Here is a 19,393-nt window from a genome sequence, read left to right on the forward strand (position 1 = left end):
CCGCCCGCGCCGGGCGCGCCCGCGGGCCCGGGGGGGGGGGGGGGGGCCCCCCGCCGCGCGCCCCGGGGGGGGGCGGGGGCGCAGCCCCCGTTAGAACGTCGTTTAGCGCGTGATGCCGAACTTCCGCAGGCGCCGGTAGAGCGTCATCCGCGAGACGCCGAGCGACGTCGCGGTGCGCGCGATGTTCCAGCCGCACGCGTCGAGCGCGGCGACGAGCTCGTCGCGCTCCGGTCCCTCGCCCTCGCGGGCCGGCGGCGCGGGCGGGCGCTCCACGACGGGCGCAGGCGCCAGCTCGGCGCGGACCGGCGCCGGGAGGCCGCGCACCGGCGCCAGCCGCAGGTCGGCGGGCTCGATGCGAGCTCCCGCGACGACCGCGGCCGCGCGCATGATCACGTTCTTGAGCTCCCGGACGTTCCCCGGCCACGGGTGGGCGAGGAGCAGCGCCTTCGAGGCCTCCGACAGCTCGAGCCCGTCGCGGCCCATCCGCTCCTCGGCCTCGCGCAGGAACGCGCGGGCGAGGAGCGGCACGTCCTCGCTCCGCTCGCGCAGGGGCGGGATGTCCACGTGGAGCACGTTGAGGCGGAAGTAGAGGTCCTGGCGGAACCGGCCGGCCTCCACCTGGTCGTACAGGCGCCGGTTGGTCGCGGCCACCACCCGCACGTCCACGCGGCGGGGAGCGCTCCCGCCCAGCCGGACCACCTCGGACTCCTGGACGACGCGCAGGAGCGCCGTCTGCGCCTGGAGCGGGAGCTCGCTGACCTCGTCGAGGAAGAGCGTCCCGCCGTCCGCCTCCTCGAACTTCCCCGCCTTGCCCTCCCGCTGGGCGCCGGTGAACGTCCCGGGCTCGTAGCCGAAGAGCTCCGCCTCGACGAGCGCGGCGGGGATGGCGCCGCAGTTCAGCACCACGAACGGCGCGCCGGCGCGGGCGCCGCCGGCGTGGATGCCGTGCGCGAAGAGCTCCTTCCCCGTCCCGGACTCGCCGTGCAGCACCACGGGGAGATCGTTCCGCGCCGCGACCTCGGCGAGCTGGAGCGCCGCGCGCAGCCGCAGCGACTCGCCGAGGATCGCCTCGAGCCCGTAGCGCGTGGTGAGCCGCTGGCGGGCCGCCCCTCGCGCCGCGCGCGGCGCCGCCGGCGCGGGGAGGCGCAGGATCGCGCCCACCGCGCGCCGCTCGTGCGCCACCACGGAGCCGACGGCGCGCCGGCGCTCGTCCCCCGCGCCCGGCCACTCCAGCGTGAGCTCCTCGTCCCGGGAGGCCTCGCCCGCGCGCAGCGCCGCGAGGAGCCGCTCCCGCACCGCGCGCGGGAGCTCGCCGTCGTCGAGCGGGAACCGCCGGCGCGCGGCGTCGTTCTCCGCGATCACGCGCCCGCGCGCGTCGACCGCGACCACCGCCTCGCCCGTGCTCCGGGCCGCGCGCAGCGCGTGGCGCACGAGCTCCTCGCGCACCTCCTGGCGCGCGCGGAGCCGCTCCTCGATGGCCGCCGCGACCGCCGAGGCGACGACGAGCCCGTGCCGCTCCCGGGCGTCCCACGGCCCCGTCACCTGCACGATCGCCGCGATCTCGGCGGAGCCGGGCGCGAGGATCGGCGCCGCGGCGCTCGCCCAGGGGTGCCACGCCTCCACGAAGTGCTCGGACGCGAAGACCTCCACGGCGCGCCGCTCGGCGAGCGCGGTGCCGGCCGCGTTCGTGCCGGCCGCCTCCTCGCGCCAGCTCGCGCCCGGGCAGAGGTTCAGCTCGGCGAGGCGCGCGACGGTCTGCGGATCTCCGCCCACGGACAGGACCGCGCCCTCCGCGTCGAGGAGCACGAGGGCGTGGCCCGCCTCCCCGAGCTGCGCCGCGAACCGGGCGAGCACCGGGCGCGCGAGCTCGAAGGTCTCGTCCTCGCCGCGGCGACGCAGGACCTCGCCGCTCGCGTCGAGCGGCGCGCGCCGCAACGCCGGGTGCACGGCGTAGAGATCGCGGGAGCGCGTCCACGAGCGTGCGATCTCGGGCCGGACCCCCTCCAGCCCCCCGTCTCGCAGGAAGCGCTCCCACGCACGGTCGAGGCGCCGCCGGAGTGACGAGCGGTCTGTTTCATCCGGGAGCACGAGCATCAGGGCGCACCGACGGCGGCGCGCCTCGCGAGATGGCGCGCTTCGCGGTATATCCCCCCTTACTTACAGGTTTCGCGGACGCGCGGCTCACGAAAGTGCAGCCTTACGCCTGCCCGGACCGCCGCCGTGGCGGCGCGATTCTCGCAGGCGCGGGCTCTCCGAGCCCTCACCGGAGGAGACGTGTTGCACAAGCGAACGACGGGCCTCGACCTGCGCCGCAAGATCCTGGTCGTCGCCCTGCTCCCCACCGCGCTGCTCGTCGCCGCGTTCCTCGTCGTGTTCGCCGCGCAGCGCAGCCGCATCGCCGGAGACGTCGAGCTGAGCATGGGCCGCCTCGCCGAGGAGGGCCTCACGCGCGCCGCCCGCGACCTGCGCACGCTGTGCGAGTCCGCCCATCGCGAGCTCTGGCTGCAGGTGCCCCGCAGCCTGCGCGTCGCCCGCGATCAGATGGAGCGCCTCGGCCCCCTCTCCTTCTCCTCCGAGACGGTGCGCTGGACCGCGGTCAACCAGCTCGACCGCAGCGTCGAGGAGGCGGTGCTGCCGAAGCTCCTGCTCGGCGGCGTCTGGGCGGGGCAGAACGCCGAGCCCGCCCACCCGAGCCTGCTCGTGGACCGCGTGCGCGAGCTCGTCGGCGCCGAGGCCACGCTGTTCCAGCGGATGAACGAGCGGGGCGACATGCTCCGCGTCGCGACCACGGTGCCGGACGGGAGCGGCCACCGCGCGATCGGCACCTACATCCCCGCCGTCGATCCCGACGGCAAGGCGAACCCCGTCGTCTCGACGGTGCTCCGCGGCGACACGTACCGGGGACGCGCGCGGGTGCTCGATCGCTGGTACCTCTCGGGCTACGAGCCGATCCGCGACGCGAGCGGCCGCGTCGCGGGGATGCTGTTCATCGGCCTCCGCCAGGACTCCCTCGAGGGCATCCGCGCCGGCGTCGCCGCCTCCCGCATCGGCGAGACGGGCGCGATCTACGCGCTCGGCGCGAGCGGGAACCAGCGCGGCCGCTACCTCATCCCGCCGCCCGGGCACGCCGACGGCGAGGACGCCTGGGACGCGCGGGACGCGGGCGGAGAGCCGTACGTCCAGCGGCTCGTGCGCGCCGCCATGGCCGCGAACGGCGAGACGGTGCGCGTGTCGTTCTCCCGGCCGGAGGGCGCGGGGGCCCGCGAGCGGGTCGCGGCGGTCGCCTACTTCGAGCCGTGGGACTGGGTGATCGTCGCGGAGATGGACCGGGACGAGGCCATCGCGCCGCTGCTCCAGGTCCGCTCCTCGCTCGAGACCTCGGTCGTCACGGTCGGCGGCGTCGCGCTGCTGCTGCTCCTCGCGACCGTCTGGGCGGCGCGCAAGTCGGCGGGGCGGCTCGCCGCTCCGCTCGAGGCCATGGCGGTCGCGGCCGAGCGCATCGCGGAGGGCGACGTCCAGCAGGCGGTCACCTACCGCTCGGGCGACGAGGTCGGGCGGCTCGCCGAGGCGTTCCGCGGGACGATCCGCTACCTGCAGGAGGTCGCCCGCGGCGCGGACGCGCTCGCGAAGGGCGACCTCTCGACCCCGCTCGTGCCGCGCTCCGAGCGCGACGAGCTCACCCGGAGCTTCCAGTCGGCGCAGTCCGAGCTGCGCCGGCTCGTCGAGGAGATGCGGCGGCTGGCCGACGCCGCCGTGGAGGGCCGGCTCGACGCGCGCGCCGATCCGGCGCGCCACCACGGCGACTACCGCAGGGTCGTCGAGGGCGTGAACGCCACGCTCACCACCCTCGTCGGGCACCTCGACGCCATGCCCGCGCCGGCCATGATCGTGGGTCCCGAGTTCGACATCCGGTACATGAACCAGACCGGCGCGAGCCTCCTCGGGCGCACGCAGCAGGAGCTCATCGGGACGAAGTGCTACGACAGCTACCGCAAGGGCGACTGCCGCACGGCGCGCTGCGCCTGCGCCCGCGCGATGGCGGAGGACCGCGAGGTGAGCAGCGAGACGGACGCGCACCCCGAGGGCCTCGACCTCGAGATCCTCTACTCCGCGGTCCCGCTCCGGGACGGCGCGGGGCGCGTGGTGGGCGCGCTCGAGGTCGTGACCGATCAGACCGCGGTGAGGCGCGCCGCGGACGGCCCGGGGAGCGGCGAGAGCGGCGCGGGCCCGGAGTGCCGGCCGTGCCTCGTCCGCTGAAGGACAGGGCGCCGGGCCCGGCTCGAGCGGCGCGCGTCGAGGGGCGCATCGCGGGCACCTCGCTCGTCCGGCCGGGAGACGGCGCCGCGTCGGATCTCGTCGCGCTCGAGGAGCCGCTCGAGGTGCGCATCGCCGGGGAGACGGTCGGGGTGCTGATGCGCACCCCGGGCGACGACCACCGCCTCGCGCTCGGCTTCCTGTTCGCGGAGGGGATCATCGCCTCCGCGAGCGACTTCAGCGCCGTCTACCACTGCGGCCGGCCCGGGGACGAGGCGTACGGCAGCGCGATCGAGCTCGCCCCGGCGTCGGGCGCCCGCATCGACTGGGAGCGGCTCGACGGGACCCGGCGCAGCTTCGCCTCGAGCTCCGCCTGCGGCGTCTGCGGGAGGCGCGCCGTCGAGGATCTCGTGGCGGGGCTCGTGCCGCCGGACCCCATCGCGCCCGTCCCGGTGGCCCTCGTCGGGGAGAAGATCGCGGCGCTCCGCGAGCACCAGCCGGTGTTCGAGGAGACCGGCGGAACCCACGTCGCCGCGCTCTGGACGCGCGACGGCGCGCTCGTCGCCGCGAACGAGGACGTCGGCCGTCACAACGCCGTCGACAAGGTGATCGGCGCGCTCCTGCTCGCCCGCGCCGAGGCGGCCGCGGGCGCGCAGATCGCCGCGCCCGCGCTCCTCACCGTGAGCAGCCGGGCGGGCATGGAGATCGTGCAGAAGGCGGCGCGCGCGCGGGTCCCCATCGTCGCCACCGTGTCGGCGCCGACGTCGCTCGCGATCGAGCTCGCCCGGGCGGCCGGGCTCACGCTCGCCGGCTTCGTCCGCCCCGGACGCATGAACGTGTACGCGGGCGCGGAGCGGCTCTCCGGGCTGTAGCGCTCCCGCGAGGGCCACGCGCGGGCGACCGCCCGCTCCCGGAGCTTCGCACGGCCCCGGATCGCACGCTCCGGTCTGGGCATCGACGCGATCGGGCCGGTCCGCGACAATGGGGGCGCCGCTCGGGACCGGCGGAGGAGCCGGCGCGTGCGCCGGGGGGGCGCCATGAGGTGGATCATCGGCCTGGACCTTCGTCCGCGGAGCCACGGCGCGCTGCACTTCGCGACCTGGCTCACGAAGACGGTCCCGAAGAGCGACGAGCGGTTCATCGCGGTCCACGTGCTCGAGCCGGAGCACCTCCGCGCGGCGCTCAAGTACCACCACCTCGACGAGCTGATCGCGGCGGCGCGGGAGTCGGGCCGGCGCACGCTCGAGCGCGAGGGGGCCGGCGAGCGCGTCCAGGAGCTCGAGATCCTGGAGGGGATGGGCGCCGACGACGGGCTCATCGAGGCGCTCGCGCGCCACGACGCCGACGCCCTGCTCGTCGGCCGCATCGCCGGCCGTTCGGAGGCCGCGCTCGTGCGGCTCGGTCGGGTGGCGCGTCGCCTCCTGCGGCGGCTCCCCGCCCCCGTCGTCGTCGTCCCGCCGGACCTCGAGACCGCCGACATCGGGGGCGGCCCCATCGTCGCGCTGACGCGCCTCGACGAGTCGTCCACCGAGGCCTGCCGGTTCGCCGGGCGGTTCGCCGCGCAGACCGGGCGCCGCCTCGTCCTGCTCCACGTGGTGCCGTACCTCGAGCTGCCGTTCCTCGCGGGCGCGTCGGTCGACGAGATCGCGCGCGAGCAGAAGCGCGCCGCCGAGGTCGCGTGCGCGGCGTGGATCGAGCGCCTGCAGCTCCACGTGGACGAGGCCGTGGTCGAGCAGGGCGACGTGCTCGATCGCGCCGACGCGATCGTCGAGGCGCGGGAGGCGCCACTGCTCGTCGTCGGCGCGTCACGCCGCGTCGCGCTCGACCGGCTCGCGACCCCGAGCCTGGCCCGCGAGCTCGCCGCGACGGCGGCGGTGCCGGTCGCGGTCGTGCCGCCGCGCGCGTGAGGACGCCGAGAAACCGTCCACCGGCAATTCGATTCGCGCCCGGCCGCAGGAGCTCGCGGCGCTCATCCGGTCATCACCTCGCAGCCGTCGCGAGTCACGACGATCGTGTGCTCGAACTGCGCCGAGAGACTTCCATCCGCGGTGACGGCGGTCCATCCGTCGGCCAGCAGCTTCACCTCTGCTCGGCCGAGGTTCACCATCGGCTCGATGGTGATGGCCATCCCTGCCTTCAGCTTCACGCCCTGTCCCCTCGCGCCGACGTGCATCACGAGCGGCGGACCGTGCATCATCTTGCCGATGCCGTGACCGCCGTATTCGCGCACCACGCTGCAGCCTTCTGCTCGCGCGAGCTCTTCGATGGCGGCGCCGACGTCCCCGAGCCGGACGCCATGCCGCACGACCGCCACTCCCGCATCCCGGCAGCGGCGGGCGACCTCGACGATGTGCCGCGCCTCTGCGGAGACCTCGCCGATGCAGAACGTCGCCGAGGTGTCCCCGTGAAAGCCATCCAGGAGCGTGGTCACGTCCACGTTCACGATGTCGCCAGGATGCAGCCGCTCGTCGGTGCGCGGGATGCCGTGACAGACGACCTCGTTCCGGCTCGTGCAGACCGCCGCGGGGAAGCCGTGGAAGCCGAGCTGGCTCGGCTTGCCTCCCCGACGTGCCGTGTCCTCGCGCACCCAGACGTCGATGTCCGCGGTGGCAACTCCCGCGGCGAGTCGCTCGCCCACGTGCGCCAGCGTCGCCGCAGCGGCGTTCCCGGCGCGCCTCATCCGTTCGACTTCTCGTTCGCCCAGAAGCGGGATTCCCATGCTGGCAAGGCTGCCAGCAAGCTGCAGCGGCGATCCAATGCTGTCTCGGTATCGGGTCCGCTGCAGCGGGCTCGAAAATCCGCTTATGGACACGAGCTCCTCTCGAGGACCGGCCCGTGGCCTCGGCGACCTGACACGCAGGCCGACCTTCAGGTACCGTTCCGCTCGTGAGCCTCACGTACATCCAGTCCTTCGTCGCGGTCGCGGAAGAGGGCCACGTCGGTCGCGCTGCCCGGAAGCTTCACCTCACGCAGCCCCCCCTTTCGCGACACATCCTCGCGCTCGAGGATGAGCTCGGAACACGCCTCTTCGAGCGGACGCCGCGCGGGATGAAGCTCCTTCCCGCCGGAGAGGTCCTTCTGTCCCACGCTCGGCGGATCCTCGCGGAAGTCGACATGGCCATCGAGCGCACGAAGGGCGCGGGCACTGGCGGGCGTTGAGGCCGCAGAGCCGACCGGGTCGAGGTCGAGGTCGGGGTCGACGGAAGCCCGCCCCGAGGCGCGCAACGGCGCCGCTGGGGCAGGCGCGTCCCCGCCGCGCCGGGCGCTCCGGCGCGGCGGAACGCCCGACGTCACGGGCCGCAGCGCGTCGAGTGGCAGCGGCAGCAGCTCGCGGTCCCCGACGCGGGGCTCACGAGGTACTGCCGGCCCCACACCGGCGCGTCGCCGAGGTGGCAGGCCACCCCGGAGCAGCGCTTCGTCGCCGGGTCGTACGCGGCGCCCGACAGCTCGATGGAGAGCGTCGTGCCGTCGAGGACCGCGCCGGCCGGGACGGCCTCGCAGAACCGCGAGGGCGAGACCCAGTACGGGCGCGTCGGCGTGTTCGGCGCCGCCGGCAGGCCGGCGAGCGGCGGGAGCGCGGTGCGCGGGTCGAACACGACGTCGCGCCGGCCGTTCACGTGCGTGAGCGGCAGCACCTTGCCCCGCGCGACCGGGGCGCCCCCGGCGACGTGGCAGGTCCCGCACTGCGTCGCCTTCCAGCGCGGATCCGCGAGCCGGGCGGGATCGCCGCCCGGGAGCACGTAGCTCCCGGTCGTGTCGAGCCAGTAGAAGCGAGAGGGCCCCGTCGCCGTGGGATCGGTCGTCGCGTAGTGGCAGGTCTGGCAGGTGACGGGCGCCGCCGCCTCGCCGGCCACGGCGCTGCCGTGCTTGCTCGCGTGCGCCGGGCCGCCGAGACCGACGTAGTGGCCGAACTCGCGCCCCTGCTCGGTGAGGCCGATGTGGGCGTTCGCGTCGAGGGCGCCGGCGCCGCCGGAGGCGTAGCTCGGCGGGTTACCGTGGCAGCCGTCGCATCCGAGCGCCGCGCCGGAGGTCCAGGCCGGCGCCGTCGCGTACGCGGGGAGCGCCTGGCCCGACGAGTGGCAGTAGACGCCGCTGCACCGGCCGGTGGCCGCGTCGTACACGGCGTCCGGCGCGTTCCGCGCGCGCAGGGAGCCCGTCGCCGCGCCCGCCGGCGTGAGCTCCACCTCGACCTTCAGGTCCATGTGCTTCGCCGCGTCGAGCGGGTGGCAGTTGCCGCAGCCGAACTGGTAGCTCGAGGCGCCGCCCGGCGCGTAGGCCTCCAGGATGCGGAGATCGCCGTACTGGGGCACGTCCGGCGTCGGGAACGCCGCGTGGGCGAGGTGGGCGCCGTTGGCGGGCGGGACCCCGTGGCAGGCGCCGCACTTGCCCGTCGCGTCGAGCTTGCCGTCGATGTGATGTCCGCCCTCGACGTCGATCGAGCCGTCGGGCTTCACGGTGTCGGGGTGACAGCCTGCGCATCCGGTGGGGGAGGAGGTCGGGTGCGGCGCGGGCGGCGGCGCACCGTGGCAGGTGCCGCAGGCAGCCTGCGTGCCGTCGACCCTCGTCCAGATCGGGGTCGTGTTCTTGCCGCCCGCGGCGAGCGTCTGGCCGTGGCAGTAGTTCGTGCACGTGAGGGCGCTCGGGTCGAAGCCCGCGATCGCCTCGCCCGCCGTGGCGAGCGGGCCCCACGCGAGGTCGACCGTGCCGTTCGAGTGGATCGTCTCGGTGGGCACGACGTGGCAGTCGCTGCACCTCAGCGCCTTGCGCAGCGTGCCGTCCCGCACGTGCGCCTGGTGCGCGCCGACCGCGCGGGCGGTGGTCGCCGTCTCGAGGTGGGTGCCGATCGGCGGCGCGGGGTTGTCCGTCGAGCCGTGGCAGGAGCTGCACGTCATGCCGGCCACGTCGACGTTTCCGTCGATGTGGCGGCCGCCGGCCACGTCGATCGTGCCGTCGATCGCGACGGTGAGCGGGTGGCAGGAGTTGCAGAGCGGGTTGTCGGGGTGGTTCGTGGTCGGCGGGCTCCCGTGGCAGGTGCCGCACGCGGCCTGCGTCCCGTCCACCTTCGTCCAGGTCGGGGTCGTGTTCTTGCCGTCTGCGGCGAGCGTCTGGCCGTGGCAGTAGTTCGTGCACGTGAGCGTCGTCGCGTCGAAGCGCGGGACCGCGCCGTTCTTCGAGGCCAGCGTCCCCCAGGTGAGGTCGGCCGTGCCGTTCCGGTGCGTCGCGTCGGAGAACTGGTGGCACGCGTCGCAGGTCATCGCCTGGAAGAGCGCGCCCTCGCGCACGTGCGCCTGGTGCGCGCCGACGGCGCGCGACGTGGTGGCCGTCTCGCCCTTCGTGCCCACCGGCGGCGCCGGGTTCGCGTCCGAGCCGTGGCACAGGCTGCACCCGCCCGACACCTGCACCGCGCCGTCGATGTGCCGCCCGCCGGCCACCTTGATCGTGCCGTCCGGGTTCACCGTGTCCGGGTGGCAGGCCGCGCAGTCCGCGCTCTGCGGGTGATTGCCGGCAGGCGGAGCGCCGTGGCAGGTGCCGCAGGCAGCCTGCGTCCCGTCCACCTTCGTCCAGGTCGGGGTCGTGTTCTTGCCGTCTGCGGCGAGCGTCTGGCCGTGGCAGTAGTTCGTGCACGTGAGGGTCGTCGCGTCGAAGCGCGGGACCGCACCGTTCTTCGAGGCCAGCGTCCCCCAGGTCAGGTCGGCCGTGCCGTTCCGGTGCGTCGCGTCGGAGAACTGGTGGCAGGCGTCGCAGGTCATCGCCTGGAAGAGCGCGCCCTCACGCACGTGCGCCTGGTGCGCGCCCACGGCCCGTGCCGTGGTGGCCGTCTCGCCCTTCGTGCCCACCGGCGGCGCCGGGTTCGCGTCCGAGCCGTGGCACAGGCTGCACCCGCCCGAAACCTGGATCGCGCCGTCGATGTGCCGCCCGCCGGCCACGTTGATCGTGCCGTCCGGGTTCACCGTGTCCGGATGACACGCCGCGCAGTCCGCGCTCTGCGGGTGATTGCCGCTCGGCGGCGCCCCGTGGCAGGTGCCGCACGCCGCCTGCGTCCCGTCTACCTTCGTCCAGGTCGGGACGGTGTTCTTGCCGCCCGCGGCGAGCGTCTGGCCGTGGCAGTAGTTCGTGCACGTGAGGGTCGTCGCGTCGAAGCGCGGGACCGCACCGTTCTTCGAGGCCAGCGTTCCCCAGGTGAGGTCGGCCGTGCCGTTCCGGTGCGTCGCGTCGGAGAACTGGTGGCACGCGTCGCAGGTCATCGCCTGGAAGAGCGCGCCCTCGCGCACGTGCGCCTGGTGCGCGCCGACGGCGCGCGAGGTGGTGGCCGTCTCGCCCTTCGTGCCCACCGGCGGCGCCGGGTTCGCATCCGAACCGTGGCACAGGCTGCACCCGCCCGAAACCTGGACCGCGCCGTCGATGTGCCGCCCGCCGGCCACCTTGATGGTGCCGTCCGGGTTCACCGTGTCCGGATGACACGCCGCGCAGTCCGCGCTCTGCGGGTGACTGCCGCTCGGCGGCGCGCCGTGGCACGAGCCGCAGGGGGTCGGGCTCGTGGACACGACGGTCCACGTCGGCACCGTGGCATTCCCGCCCGCCCCGAGCGTCGCGCCGTGGCAATAGGTCGAGCTGCAGGTCGCGCCGTTCCAGGCCGGCGTCGTGCCTCGCGAGGCCAGGCCCGTGAACGGCATCGAGACGGTGCCGTTCGCGTGCTCGGTTCCGAGATCCGTCACGAGCGCGTGGCAGTCGCTGCACGCGAACGCCTTGCGGATCGCGCCGTCCACCACGTGCTTCTGGTGCGCGCCGACCGGCCGCTGCGTCGTCAGCGTCTCGCCGCGCGTGCCGAACGGCGGCGCCGGGTTGACGCCCTGCCTGCCGTGGCACGCCGTGCAGCTTCCGCGGCCCTCCACCTGCACGATGCCGTCGATGTGCTGGCCGCCGGCGACGTCGATGCCGCCCGTCGCGAGCACGGTCCCCGGATGGCAGCGCGCGCAGTCGGTGGCCTGCGGGTGCGGCAACGGAGGCGGCGCGCCGTGGCAGGCGTTGCACGCGGTCGGGCCGTCGGACACGGCCGTCCAGACCGGCGCCTTCGCCGTGCCGCCCCCGAGCGCGAGCGTCGCGCCGTGGCAGTAGGTCGAGCTGCAGGTCCCGCTGGCGCGGGTCCACTCCGGGGCGGTTCCCTTCGCGGCGAGCGCGCCCCAGGCGAGGTCCACGGCGCCGTTCGAGTGCAGCGGCACGGTCGGCTCGACGTGGCACTCGGCGCAGCCCACGGCCTTGCGAATGCTTCCGTCGCGCACGTGCTTCTGGTGCGCGCCGACGGCGAGCTCGGAGGTGGCGGTCTCCCCGTGCGTGCCCGCGGGAGGCGCGGCGTTCACGCCGTCCGTGCCGTGGCACATCGTGCAGGTGAGCGGCGCGAGGTCGAGGTGCCCGTCGATGTGCTTGCCGCCGGCGACGTCGATGGCCGAGCCGTCGGCGGTCAACGTGCCGGGGTGGCAGCGGCCGCAGTCGGTCCGCTGCGGGTGCGGCAGCGGCGGAGGCGCGGCGTGGCACGCGCCACACGAGGCCTGCCCCTCGCCGACCCGGGTCCACACGGGCGCGGTGAGCTGGCCGCCGCCGAAGGACAGCGTCGCGCCGTGGCAGTAGGTCGCGGCGCACGTCGCGGTCGCGGGGCTGAACGACGGGCTCGCGCCGTCCGCGGTCGCGAGCGCGCCCCAGGTCAGCTCTGCGACGCCGTTGGCGTGGAGCGCCGCGGTGGGAACGACGTGGCAGTCCGTGCAGCCGAGGCGCGCGCGGACCGCGCCGTCCCGCAGGTGCGCCTGGTGCGCGCCGACCGCGAGGCTCGTCGTGGCGGTCTCGCCGGCGGTCCCGATGGGGGGAGCCGCGCTGGTCGCCGAGCCGTGGCACGTGTTGCACTCGAGCGCCTTCACGTCGACCTTGCCGTCCACGTGCGTGGCGGCGACCACGGACGAGGCGGTGTAGCCGAGGTGGCAGCGCCCGCAGTCGGGGTTCTGCACGTGGGGTGGCGGCGGAGGGAGCCCGTGGCACGCCCCGCAGGCAGCCTCGGAGGCGCCGCGGTTCCAGACGGGCGCCACGTGAGCGCCGCCGCCCATCGTCCCGCCGTGGCAGTAGGTGCCGCTGCAGGTCGCGGTCTCGCGGGTCCAGCGGGGTGACGCGCCGCCCATGACCGCGACCGCGCCGAAGGTCACCTTCTCCCGGCCGTTGTCGATGTGGCCGGGCGCGTCGACCGTCTGCGGGACGACGTGGCACGCGGAGCACGCGATCGGAGCGTGCAGCGGGCCGCCGCGCACGTGGACCTGGTGCGCGCCCACGACGGGGTCGCTGGCGTCGCGACCGCCCGTGACCGACAGCGGAGGCGCCGCGTTGTCGGCGCTGCCGTGGCAGCGCGAGCAGGTCGCGGGGTCGGGATCACCGTGGACGTTCCGCTCGTTACCGCAGGCGAGCGGACCGGCCGAGATCGCGGCGACGCACAGCAGCAGCGCAGGTAGGCGCGGCGGCGCCAACGAACCCAGTCCGGACTGCATGACGGAACCCTCCCCTACTCGTAGGATCCGGAACTTAGGTGCTGTCGCAAGATCTCAGGTGACTGCGATCAAGCGACGTGCCGGACGGATGGGGGCTTCCCCCTCCGGCATTGCGCTTCACGGCGCGCACGACGGTATGCGCGCGCGCCTCGCGCATGCCCCTCACTCTTGCTTGCTGTGGATCAACACGCCTCGCGGTGCCCGGGTGTGCGCGCCAGCGCGCTCCCGGGGTCGAGCAGTCTCCGAGGGCGCCTGGAGGCGGGATTCACGAATCGTGTTTTCCGCGAGGACGAGGTCGAGGTCGCCTTGACGGCCACCGTCCTGCGGGCCGGGGTGGGCGGCGCTACGGGTTCTCGAGCAGGAAGCGCTCGATCTCGCCCACGTCCTCGTTCGTGAGCGCGAGGTCCGCGGCCGCGACGAAGCCGTCCACCTGCTCCGCGCTGCGGGCGCCGACGATCGCGCCGGTGACGGCGGGGTGCAGCAGCGTCCACGCGACCGCCGCGGCCGCGGCGGTGGTGCCGTGTCTCGCGCCGATCCGGCCGAGCAGGCCCTGCAGCGCGAGGTTGCGCGAGAGCCGCGGTTCCTGGAAGTCGGGGTTGCGCCGGCGCCAGTCGTCCTCCGGGAACGCCTCGACGCGGGCGCGCGTCATCTTCCCGGTGAGGAGGCCCGCGCCCATCGGCGAGTAGGCGATGACGCCGATGCCGTCCTCGCGGCAATAGGGCAGGAGATCCTGCTCGACGTCGCGGTGGAGGAGCGAGTAGCGCGGCTGGACCGACGTGACCGGCGCAACGTCGCAGGCGCGGCGGAGCTGCTCGCAGTCGTAGTTCGAGACGCCGACGAAGCGGACCTTCCCCTCCTGCTTCAGCGCCGCGAGGGTGGACCAGCCCTCGTCCATCTCCGCCGGATCCTGGACCGGCCAGTGGATCTGGTAGAGGTCGATCGCGTCCACGCGGAGGCGCCGCAGGCTCGCCTCGCACTCGCGCCGGACGGAGTCGGCGCGCAGCGAGCGGCCGATCTTCCCGCGCTCGTCCCATACCATCGAGCACTTCGTGAAGACGTACGGCCGGCGCGCCACGCCCTCGAGCGCGCGCGCGACGACCTCCTCGGAGTGGCCGAGGCCGTACACCGCCGCGGTGTCGATCCAGTTCACGCCGCGGTCGAGCGCGCGGCGGATGGCGGCGATGGAGGCGGCGTCGTCCTGGGGCCCCCAGGCGAACTCCCACTGGCCGCCGCCCACCGCCCAGGCCCCGAAGCCGAGCACCGTGACGTCGAGGTCCGAGCTGCCGAGGCGACGGGTCTTCATGCGCGCTCCCGCAAGAGGGTCCGCGCATGTTGATGACGGAGCCGGGCCGCGGCTGTCACGCGCCCGGGTGGAGCGCGCGCCTGGAGCGGGCAGCCCGGCAGGCGGCGCGGGCCGGAGCGCTCCGGCCCGCCCGCCGCGGGATCAGCAGGTCAGCAGCCGAGCTTCTTGAAGAAGTCGTTCCCCTTGTCGTCCACGAGGATGAAGGCCGGGAAGTTCTCGACCTGGATCTTCCAGACCGCCTCCATGCCCAGCTCGGGGAAGTCGATGCACTCGACCTTCTTGATGTTCTCCTCGGCGAGCACCGCGGCGGGGCCGCCGATGGAGCCGAGGTAGAACCCGCCGTGCTTCTTGCAGGCGTCGGTGACCTGCTGGCTGCGGTTGCCCTTCGCGATCATCACCATCGACGCGCCGTGCGACTGCAGCAGGTCGACGTACGAGTCCATGCGCCCCGCCGTCGTCGGGCCGAACGAGCCGGACGGCTTGCCCGGCGGGGTCTTCGCCGGGCCGGCGTAGTAGACGGGGTGGTTCTTCAGGTACTCGGGCACGCCCTTGCCCTGATCGATGAGCTCCTTGAACTTCGCGTGCGCGATGTCGCGCGCGACGACGAGCGTGCCGGTGAGGAGGAGCGGCGTCGAGACCGGGTGCTTCGTCAGCTCGCCCAGGATCTCCTTCATCGGGCGGTTCAGGTCGACCTTCACGCCGTGCTCGTGCTTGCCCTTCTTGTACTCGAGCGGGATCAGCCGCTCCGGGGCGTGATCGAGCTCCTCGATCCAGACGCCCTCCTTGTTGATCTTGGCCTTCACGTTCCGGTCGGCGGAGCAGGAGACGGCCATCGCCACCGGGCAGGACGCGCCGTGGCGCGGCAGGCGCACGACGCGGACGTCGTGGGCGAAGTACTTGCCGCCGAACTGCGCGCCGATGCCGAGCCCGTTCGCCGCCTCGAGCAGCTTCGCCTCGAGCTCGGTGTCGCGGAACGCCACGCCGTGCTCGTTGCCCTTCGTCGGCAGCCCGTCGTAGTAGCGCGTCGACGCGAGCTTCACCGTCTTGAGGCACTGATCGGCGGAGGTGCCGCCGACGACCACCGCGATGTGGTACGGCGGGCAGGCCGCCGTGCCGAGGTGGCGCATCTTGTCGACGAGGAACTTCTCGAGCTTCTCGGGCGTGAGGAGCGCCTTCGTCTCCTGCCAGAGCTGGGTCTTGTTGGCCGAGCCGCCGCCCTTGGTGACGAAGAGGAACTTGTACTCGGCGCCGTCGGTCGCGTAGAGGTCGATCTGCGCGGGCAGGTTCGTGCCCGTGTTGACCTCCTTGTACATGTCGAGCGCGGACGTCTGGGAGTAGCGCAGGTTCTCGGTGGTGTACGTGGCGTAGACGCCCTTCGAGAGCCACTCCTCGTCCTTCGCGCCGGTCCAGACCTGCTGGCCCTTCTTCGCGACGATCGTCGCGGTGCCGGTGTCCTGGCAGATGGGCAGCTCGCCGCGCGCGGCGATCTCGGCGTTGCGGAGGAACGCGAGGGCCACGCCCTTGTCGTTCTGCGAGGCCTCGGGGTCCCCGAGGATCTTCGCGACCTGCTCGTTGTGCGAGGGCCGCAGGAAGAACGAGACCTCGCGGATCGCCTCGCGGGCGAGCCGCTCGAGCGTGGACGGCTCGACCTTGAGGACCTCCTTGCCGTCGAAGCTCGCCACCGACACGCCGTCGCGCGTGAGGAGGCGGTACTTCGTCTCGTCCTTCGAGAGCGGGAACGGATCCTGGTATTGGAAAGCTGGGGTCGCCATCGCCTTTCCTTCTCCTTGGGCTGCGGCGTAAGTGCCTGGGCGCAAAAGAGAACCACAGGTCGGCCGCGCGTGTCGACGGCGGCGAGCCCGCACGCGCGCCGCGCAAGCGGACGGCTCGGGTCCAGAAATCGTGCCGGCGCGTCACGATGACGCGTCGCCGGCGGGCCTCGTATCAGAGGGACCGGGCCCGCGCCGCCACGTAGCCGGCGGTCACCACGTCCATCGAGCCGGTGTGCGAGACGAACCAGCGCGGGACCACCTCGAGCAGGTACCGGCGCAGCCGCGCCGTGTCGCCGCTCCGGCGGTACGCGGACGCCTCGGCGTCCATCTCCGCGAGCACGCGGTCGTGCTCGCTCTTGTGCGGCAGGTACGCGGGGAAGCCGGTCTCCCGCATCACGGCCTCCTCGTGGAGGAAGTGCTCCCGCGTGTGCACCGCGAGGACCGCGAGCCGCTCGAGGATGCTCTCGACCGCACCCTTCCCGTCCCCGTGCGCCGCGAGCGCCAGGCCGAGGTCCTCGAGGAGCCGGAACTCCTCGGCGTGGTCGCGGTTCATGAAGGGGAGCGGCAGGTCGGGAAGCTGGCTCGGGTCGACGTAGGGCATTCGCGGAGGTTCCTCGAGGTGAGCGCCGCCGGCGATATAACCGGCGCTCCCCTGCTCCGCGAGAGGGTACTGCTCCTCCCCGCCCGGGCGGTCGCACGCTCGCGCGCTCCGGGAGGGGCGGCCCACCGGCCCCTCGAGCGGGCTCAGCGGATGGCGCCCGCGGCGCGCGCCCGGCGCAGGCCGCGAGGCACGAGCCAGCGCTCCGCGAGATCGAACAGCGCCTGCGCGGCGAGCGCGAGCAGGGCGGCGGGGATGGCGCCCTCCAGGATGAGGGGCACCGAGGCGAGCCGCACGCCGGTGAGGATCGGCTGTCCGTAGCCGCCGGCCCCGACGAGCGCGCCGAGCGTGGCGGTGCCCACGGCGATCACCGCCGACGTCTTCACGCCCGCCAGGATCGCGGGGGTGGCGAGCGGCAGCTCGACCAGGCGGAGGCGCGCGCCCGGAGGGAGCCCGAGCGCCGCCGCCGACTCGCGCAGCTCGAGCGGGATCCCCGTCAGCCCGGCGTGCGTGTTCCGCACGATGGGCAAGAGGCCGTACAGGAAGAGGGCCGCGACCGCCGGCCGGGCGCCGATGCCGAGGAGCGGGATCATCATCACCAGCAGCGCGAGCGAGGGCACGGTCTGGACGACGCCCACCGCGGCGAGCACGACGCGGCCCACGCCCGGCCGGCGCGCCGCCACGACGCCGAGCGGGACCGCGAGCGCGATGGCGGCGAGGAGCGCCACCGCCACGAGGGCCACGTGCTCGCGCGTCCGGCGGAGCACGCGGGCCGTCCGGCCCTCCTCCTCCGGCGCGGCGGCGACGCCGAGCGTGGCGCGCAGGAACTCGCTCGCGACGCGGGCGGGCGCGACGCCGTCGAGCTCGGCGCGCGCGTTCAGCGCGATCATGGCGGCCGCGTCGATCCGGCCCTCGAGCCGCCGGATCGCCTCGAGCGCCGCGGGCGCGCGCCGCTCGAGGTCGAGGCGGTAGAGGTACACGGCGTCGTAGGGCGGGAAGGCGTGGAGATCGTCCTCGAGCACCACCAGGTCGTGGCGGCGGATCTCGGGGTCGGTCGAGTACAGGTCCGTCACGTCGATCTCGCCGGCCGCGAGCGCCGTGTACGCGACCTCGTGCTCGAGCCCCCGCACGTCGCGCTGCGGCAGCCGGTAGCGCGCGCGCAGCGCCGGCCAGCCGTCCCCGCGGTCCATGAACTCGTTCGTGAAGCCGAGCCGCAGCCGCGGCGAGCGCGCGAGGTCCGACACGCGGGAGATCCCGAGCTCGGCGGCGCGCGCGCGCCGCATCCCCAGCGCGTACGTGTCCTCGAACCCGAGCGAGCGGGTCATGCCGACGCCGCGGGCGGCGAGCGCCGCCCCGAGCGCGGCGGGATCGCCGGCCGGCACCGCGCCGCCGAGGAGCTCGCGCGCGACGGTCCCGGTGTACTCGGGGTAGAGGTCGACGTCCCCACGGACGAGCGCCTCCCAGACGACGCGCGTGCCGCCGAGCGCCGCGCGGTGCTCCGCCGGGACGCCCACGTCCCGGGCGAGCTCCACGGCCAGCTCGCCCAGCACGAGGGACTCGCCGAACTGCTTCGACCCGACCGTCAGCGAGCCGCCGGTGGCGGCGAGCGCGAGCGCCCCCGCGAGCGCAGCCCCCATCACGGCGCGGTCCCCGCGGGCAGCCCGAGCGCGCGCTGCGCGTGGACGAACCGCGCGACGAACGGATCCGCCGGGGTGCGCACGAGCGCGTCGAGGGATCCGCGCTGGAGGACCCGGCCGTCGCGGAGCAGCACGAGCTCGTGCGCGAAGAAGACGGCCTCGGCGAGGTCGTGCGTGACGAGCAGCACGGTCTTCCCCAGCGAGGCGAAGATCTCGCGCAGGTCGGCCTGGAGGTCGGCGCGCGTGATCGGATCGAGCGCGCCGAGCGGCTCGTCGAGGAGGAGGACCTCCGGCTCGAGGAAGAGCGCCCGCATGAGGCTCACGCGCTGGGCCTGGCCGCCCGAGAGCTCGTGCGGGAAGCGCGCGAGCGCCTCCGCCGGGAAGCGCGTCAGGGCGGCGAGCTCGCCGAGGCGCGCCGCGACGCGCGCCTCCGGCCAGCGGAGGTGGCGCGCGACGAGCGCCGCGTTCCCGCCGGCGGTGAGGTGCGGGAAGAGCCCGCCGCCCTGCACCACGTACCCGAGGCGGCGGCGGGCGGCGTGGTCCTCGGGGCGCAGCGGCGCGCCGCGGAGGCGCACCTCGCCCCGATCGGGCGCGACGAGGCCGAGCACGAGGCGGAGGAGCGTGGACTTCCCCGCGCCGCTCGGGCCGATGAGGGCCACGGTGCGGGCCGCGGGCACCGCGAGAGAGACCGGCCCGAGCCCCTCCGCGCCGTACCGCTTGACGACCTCGCGGAGCTCGATGGCCGGTGCACCCTCGGTCGATTGAGCCGCGCGCATCCTGCCGTCCCCGCTAACCGCGGCCGCGCCCGCTTCCAGGGCTCTGCCGGGTCGTCGGGGCGTACGCATCGTAGGGGGCGAAGGGGGACGGGATGCCCACGAAGAGCACCACACGGAAGGCGAAGGCGGACCTCCGGGCCGGGAAGCGGCCCTCCACGGCGGCGGGCGAGTTCGTCCGCGAGGAGATGGAGCACATCCGCGAGGGGAAGCATGGGGCCCGCTCGTCGAAGCAGGCGATCGCGATCGGGCTCTCGAAGGCCCGGCGGGCGGGCGTGCCCCTGGCGCCGCCGAAGAAGGGCACGACGAGCGCGCGCACGCGGCGCTCCGCGCAGCGTGACGCCGAGGTGGGACAGGGCAAGCGCAAGCCGCGCGCGCCCTCGCGCCGGAGGAGCGCCGCCGCGAAGGGCGCGCTGAAGCGCGAGGGGCGCGCGGCCGCGTCGAAGCGGTCGCTGTCCGCGCAGGCGAAGCGCGCGGCCCGCCGCCGCGGCGCGGGCGCGAGGCGCAAGAGCGCCGCCAGCCGCCGCCGCG

General features: G+C 74.8%; 13 protein-coding genes. 5 read left to right on the forward strand and 8 right to left on the reverse strand.

Going from position 1 to position 19,393, the window contains the following annotated elements:
• Nucleotides 1-102: 102 nt before the first annotated feature.
• The gene (locus MNY60_RS14925; protein WP_242360958.1) at nucleotides 103-2,094 is read right to left on the reverse strand and encodes a sigma-54-dependent Fis family transcriptional regulator; all 1,992 of its coding nucleotides are present in this window, start codon (nucleotides 2,092-2,094) and stop codon (nucleotides 103-105) included.
• 183 nt (nucleotides 2,095-2,277) lie between these two features.
• Between MNY60_RS14925 and MNY60_RS14930 the strand changes: the two genes are divergently transcribed.
• The 3 genes from MNY60_RS14930 (at nucleotide 2,278) to MNY60_RS14940 (ending at nucleotide 6,161) form a co-directional block, all read left to right on the forward strand.
• Nucleotides 2,278-4,257 (forward strand): Cache 3/Cache 2 fusion domain-containing protein, encoded by a 1,980-nt coding sequence (locus tag MNY60_RS14930; protein WP_242360960.1) that lies wholly within the window; start codon nucleotides 2,278-2,280, stop codon nucleotides 4,255-4,257.
• Nucleotides 4,242-5,126: a formate dehydrogenase accessory sulfurtransferase FdhD gene (gene fdhD / locus MNY60_RS14935; RefSeq protein ID WP_242339342.1), complete on the forward strand. Its 885-nt coding sequence runs from the start codon at nucleotides 4,242-4,244 to the stop codon at nucleotides 5,124-5,126. The genes MNY60_RS14930 and fdhD overlap by 16 nt, the downstream gene beginning before the upstream one ends.
• A 147-nt stretch (nucleotides 5,127-5,273) precedes the next feature.
• A complete protein-coding gene (locus MNY60_RS14940; protein ID WP_242360962.1) occupies nucleotides 5,274-6,161 on the forward strand; it encodes a universal stress protein in 888 nt (295 codons plus the stop codon).
• 62 nt (nucleotides 6,162-6,223) lie between these two features.
• On the opposite strand, the gene map is transcribed toward MNY60_RS14940, so the two are convergent.
• The gene (gene map, locus MNY60_RS14945) at nucleotides 6,224-6,973 is read right to left on the reverse strand and encodes a type I methionyl aminopeptidase (RefSeq protein WP_242339346.1); all 750 of its coding nucleotides are present in this window, start codon (nucleotides 6,971-6,973) and stop codon (nucleotides 6,224-6,226) included.
• 167 nt (nucleotides 6,974-7,140) lie between these two features.
• On the opposite strand from map, the gene MNY60_RS14950 reads away from it, so the two are divergent.
• Entirely contained in the window at nucleotides 7,141-7,413 is a 273-nt protein-coding gene (locus MNY60_RS14950; RefSeq protein WP_242339348.1) for a LysR family transcriptional regulator, read from the forward strand.
• Between the two features lie 131 nt (nucleotides 7,414-7,544).
• Here the strand turns inward: MNY60_RS14950 and MNY60_RS14955 are convergent, their stop codons facing one another.
• The 6 genes from MNY60_RS14955 to MNY60_RS14980 form a co-directional block, all read right to left on the reverse strand.
• Complete coding sequence (locus MNY60_RS14955) at nucleotides 7,545-12,779, reverse strand: CxxxxCH/CxxCH domain-containing protein (protein WP_242360964.1); 5,235 nt, start codon at nucleotides 12,777-12,779, stop codon at nucleotides 7,545-7,547.
• Nucleotides 12,780-13,122: 343 nt separating this feature from the next.
• Complete coding sequence (locus MNY60_RS14960; protein ID WP_242360966.1) at nucleotides 13,123-14,082, reverse strand: aldo/keto reductase; 960 nt, start codon at nucleotides 14,080-14,082, stop codon at nucleotides 13,123-13,125.
• A gap of 149 nt (nucleotides 14,083-14,231) precedes the next feature.
• A complete protein-coding gene (locus tag MNY60_RS14965) occupies nucleotides 14,232-15,854 on the reverse strand; it encodes a fumarate hydratase (RefSeq protein WP_242360968.1) in 1,623 nt (540 codons plus the stop codon).
• Nucleotides 15,855-16,026: 172 nt separating this feature from the next.
• Nucleotides 16,027-16,455, reverse strand: a complete 429-nt coding sequence (locus MNY60_RS14970; RefSeq protein WP_242360969.1) for a bacteriohemerythrin — start codon at nucleotides 16,453-16,455, stop codon at nucleotides 16,027-16,029.
• A 143-nt stretch (nucleotides 16,456-16,598) separates the two neighbouring features.
• Nucleotides 16,599-18,089 carry a glycine betaine ABC transporter substrate-binding protein gene (locus tag MNY60_RS14975; protein WP_242360971.1) on the reverse strand — a complete coding sequence of 497 codons (1,491 nt, stop codon included), beginning with the start codon at nucleotides 18,087-18,089 and terminating at the stop codon, nucleotides 16,599-16,601.
• Nucleotides 18,089-18,865, reverse strand: coding sequence for an ATP-binding cassette domain-containing protein (locus MNY60_RS14980; RefSeq protein ID WP_242360972.1), 777 nt, complete (start codon nucleotides 18,863-18,865; stop codon nucleotides 18,089-18,091). The genes MNY60_RS14975 and MNY60_RS14980 overlap by 1 nt, the downstream gene beginning before the upstream one ends.
• Nucleotides 18,866-18,957: 92 nt before the next feature.
• Here MNY60_RS14980 and MNY60_RS14985 point away from each other — a divergent pair.
• Nucleotides 18,958-19,393, forward strand: a 436-nt coding sequence (locus MNY60_RS14985) for a DUF6496 domain-containing protein (RefSeq protein ID WP_242360973.1), incomplete at its 3' end; no start/stop codon positions are given.

The sequence above is a fragment of the Anaeromyxobacter sp. SG17 genome (genome assembly GCF_022690695.1).
GTDB lineage: Bacteria > Myxococcota > Myxococcia > Myxococcales > Anaeromyxobacteraceae > Anaeromyxobacter > Anaeromyxobacter soli.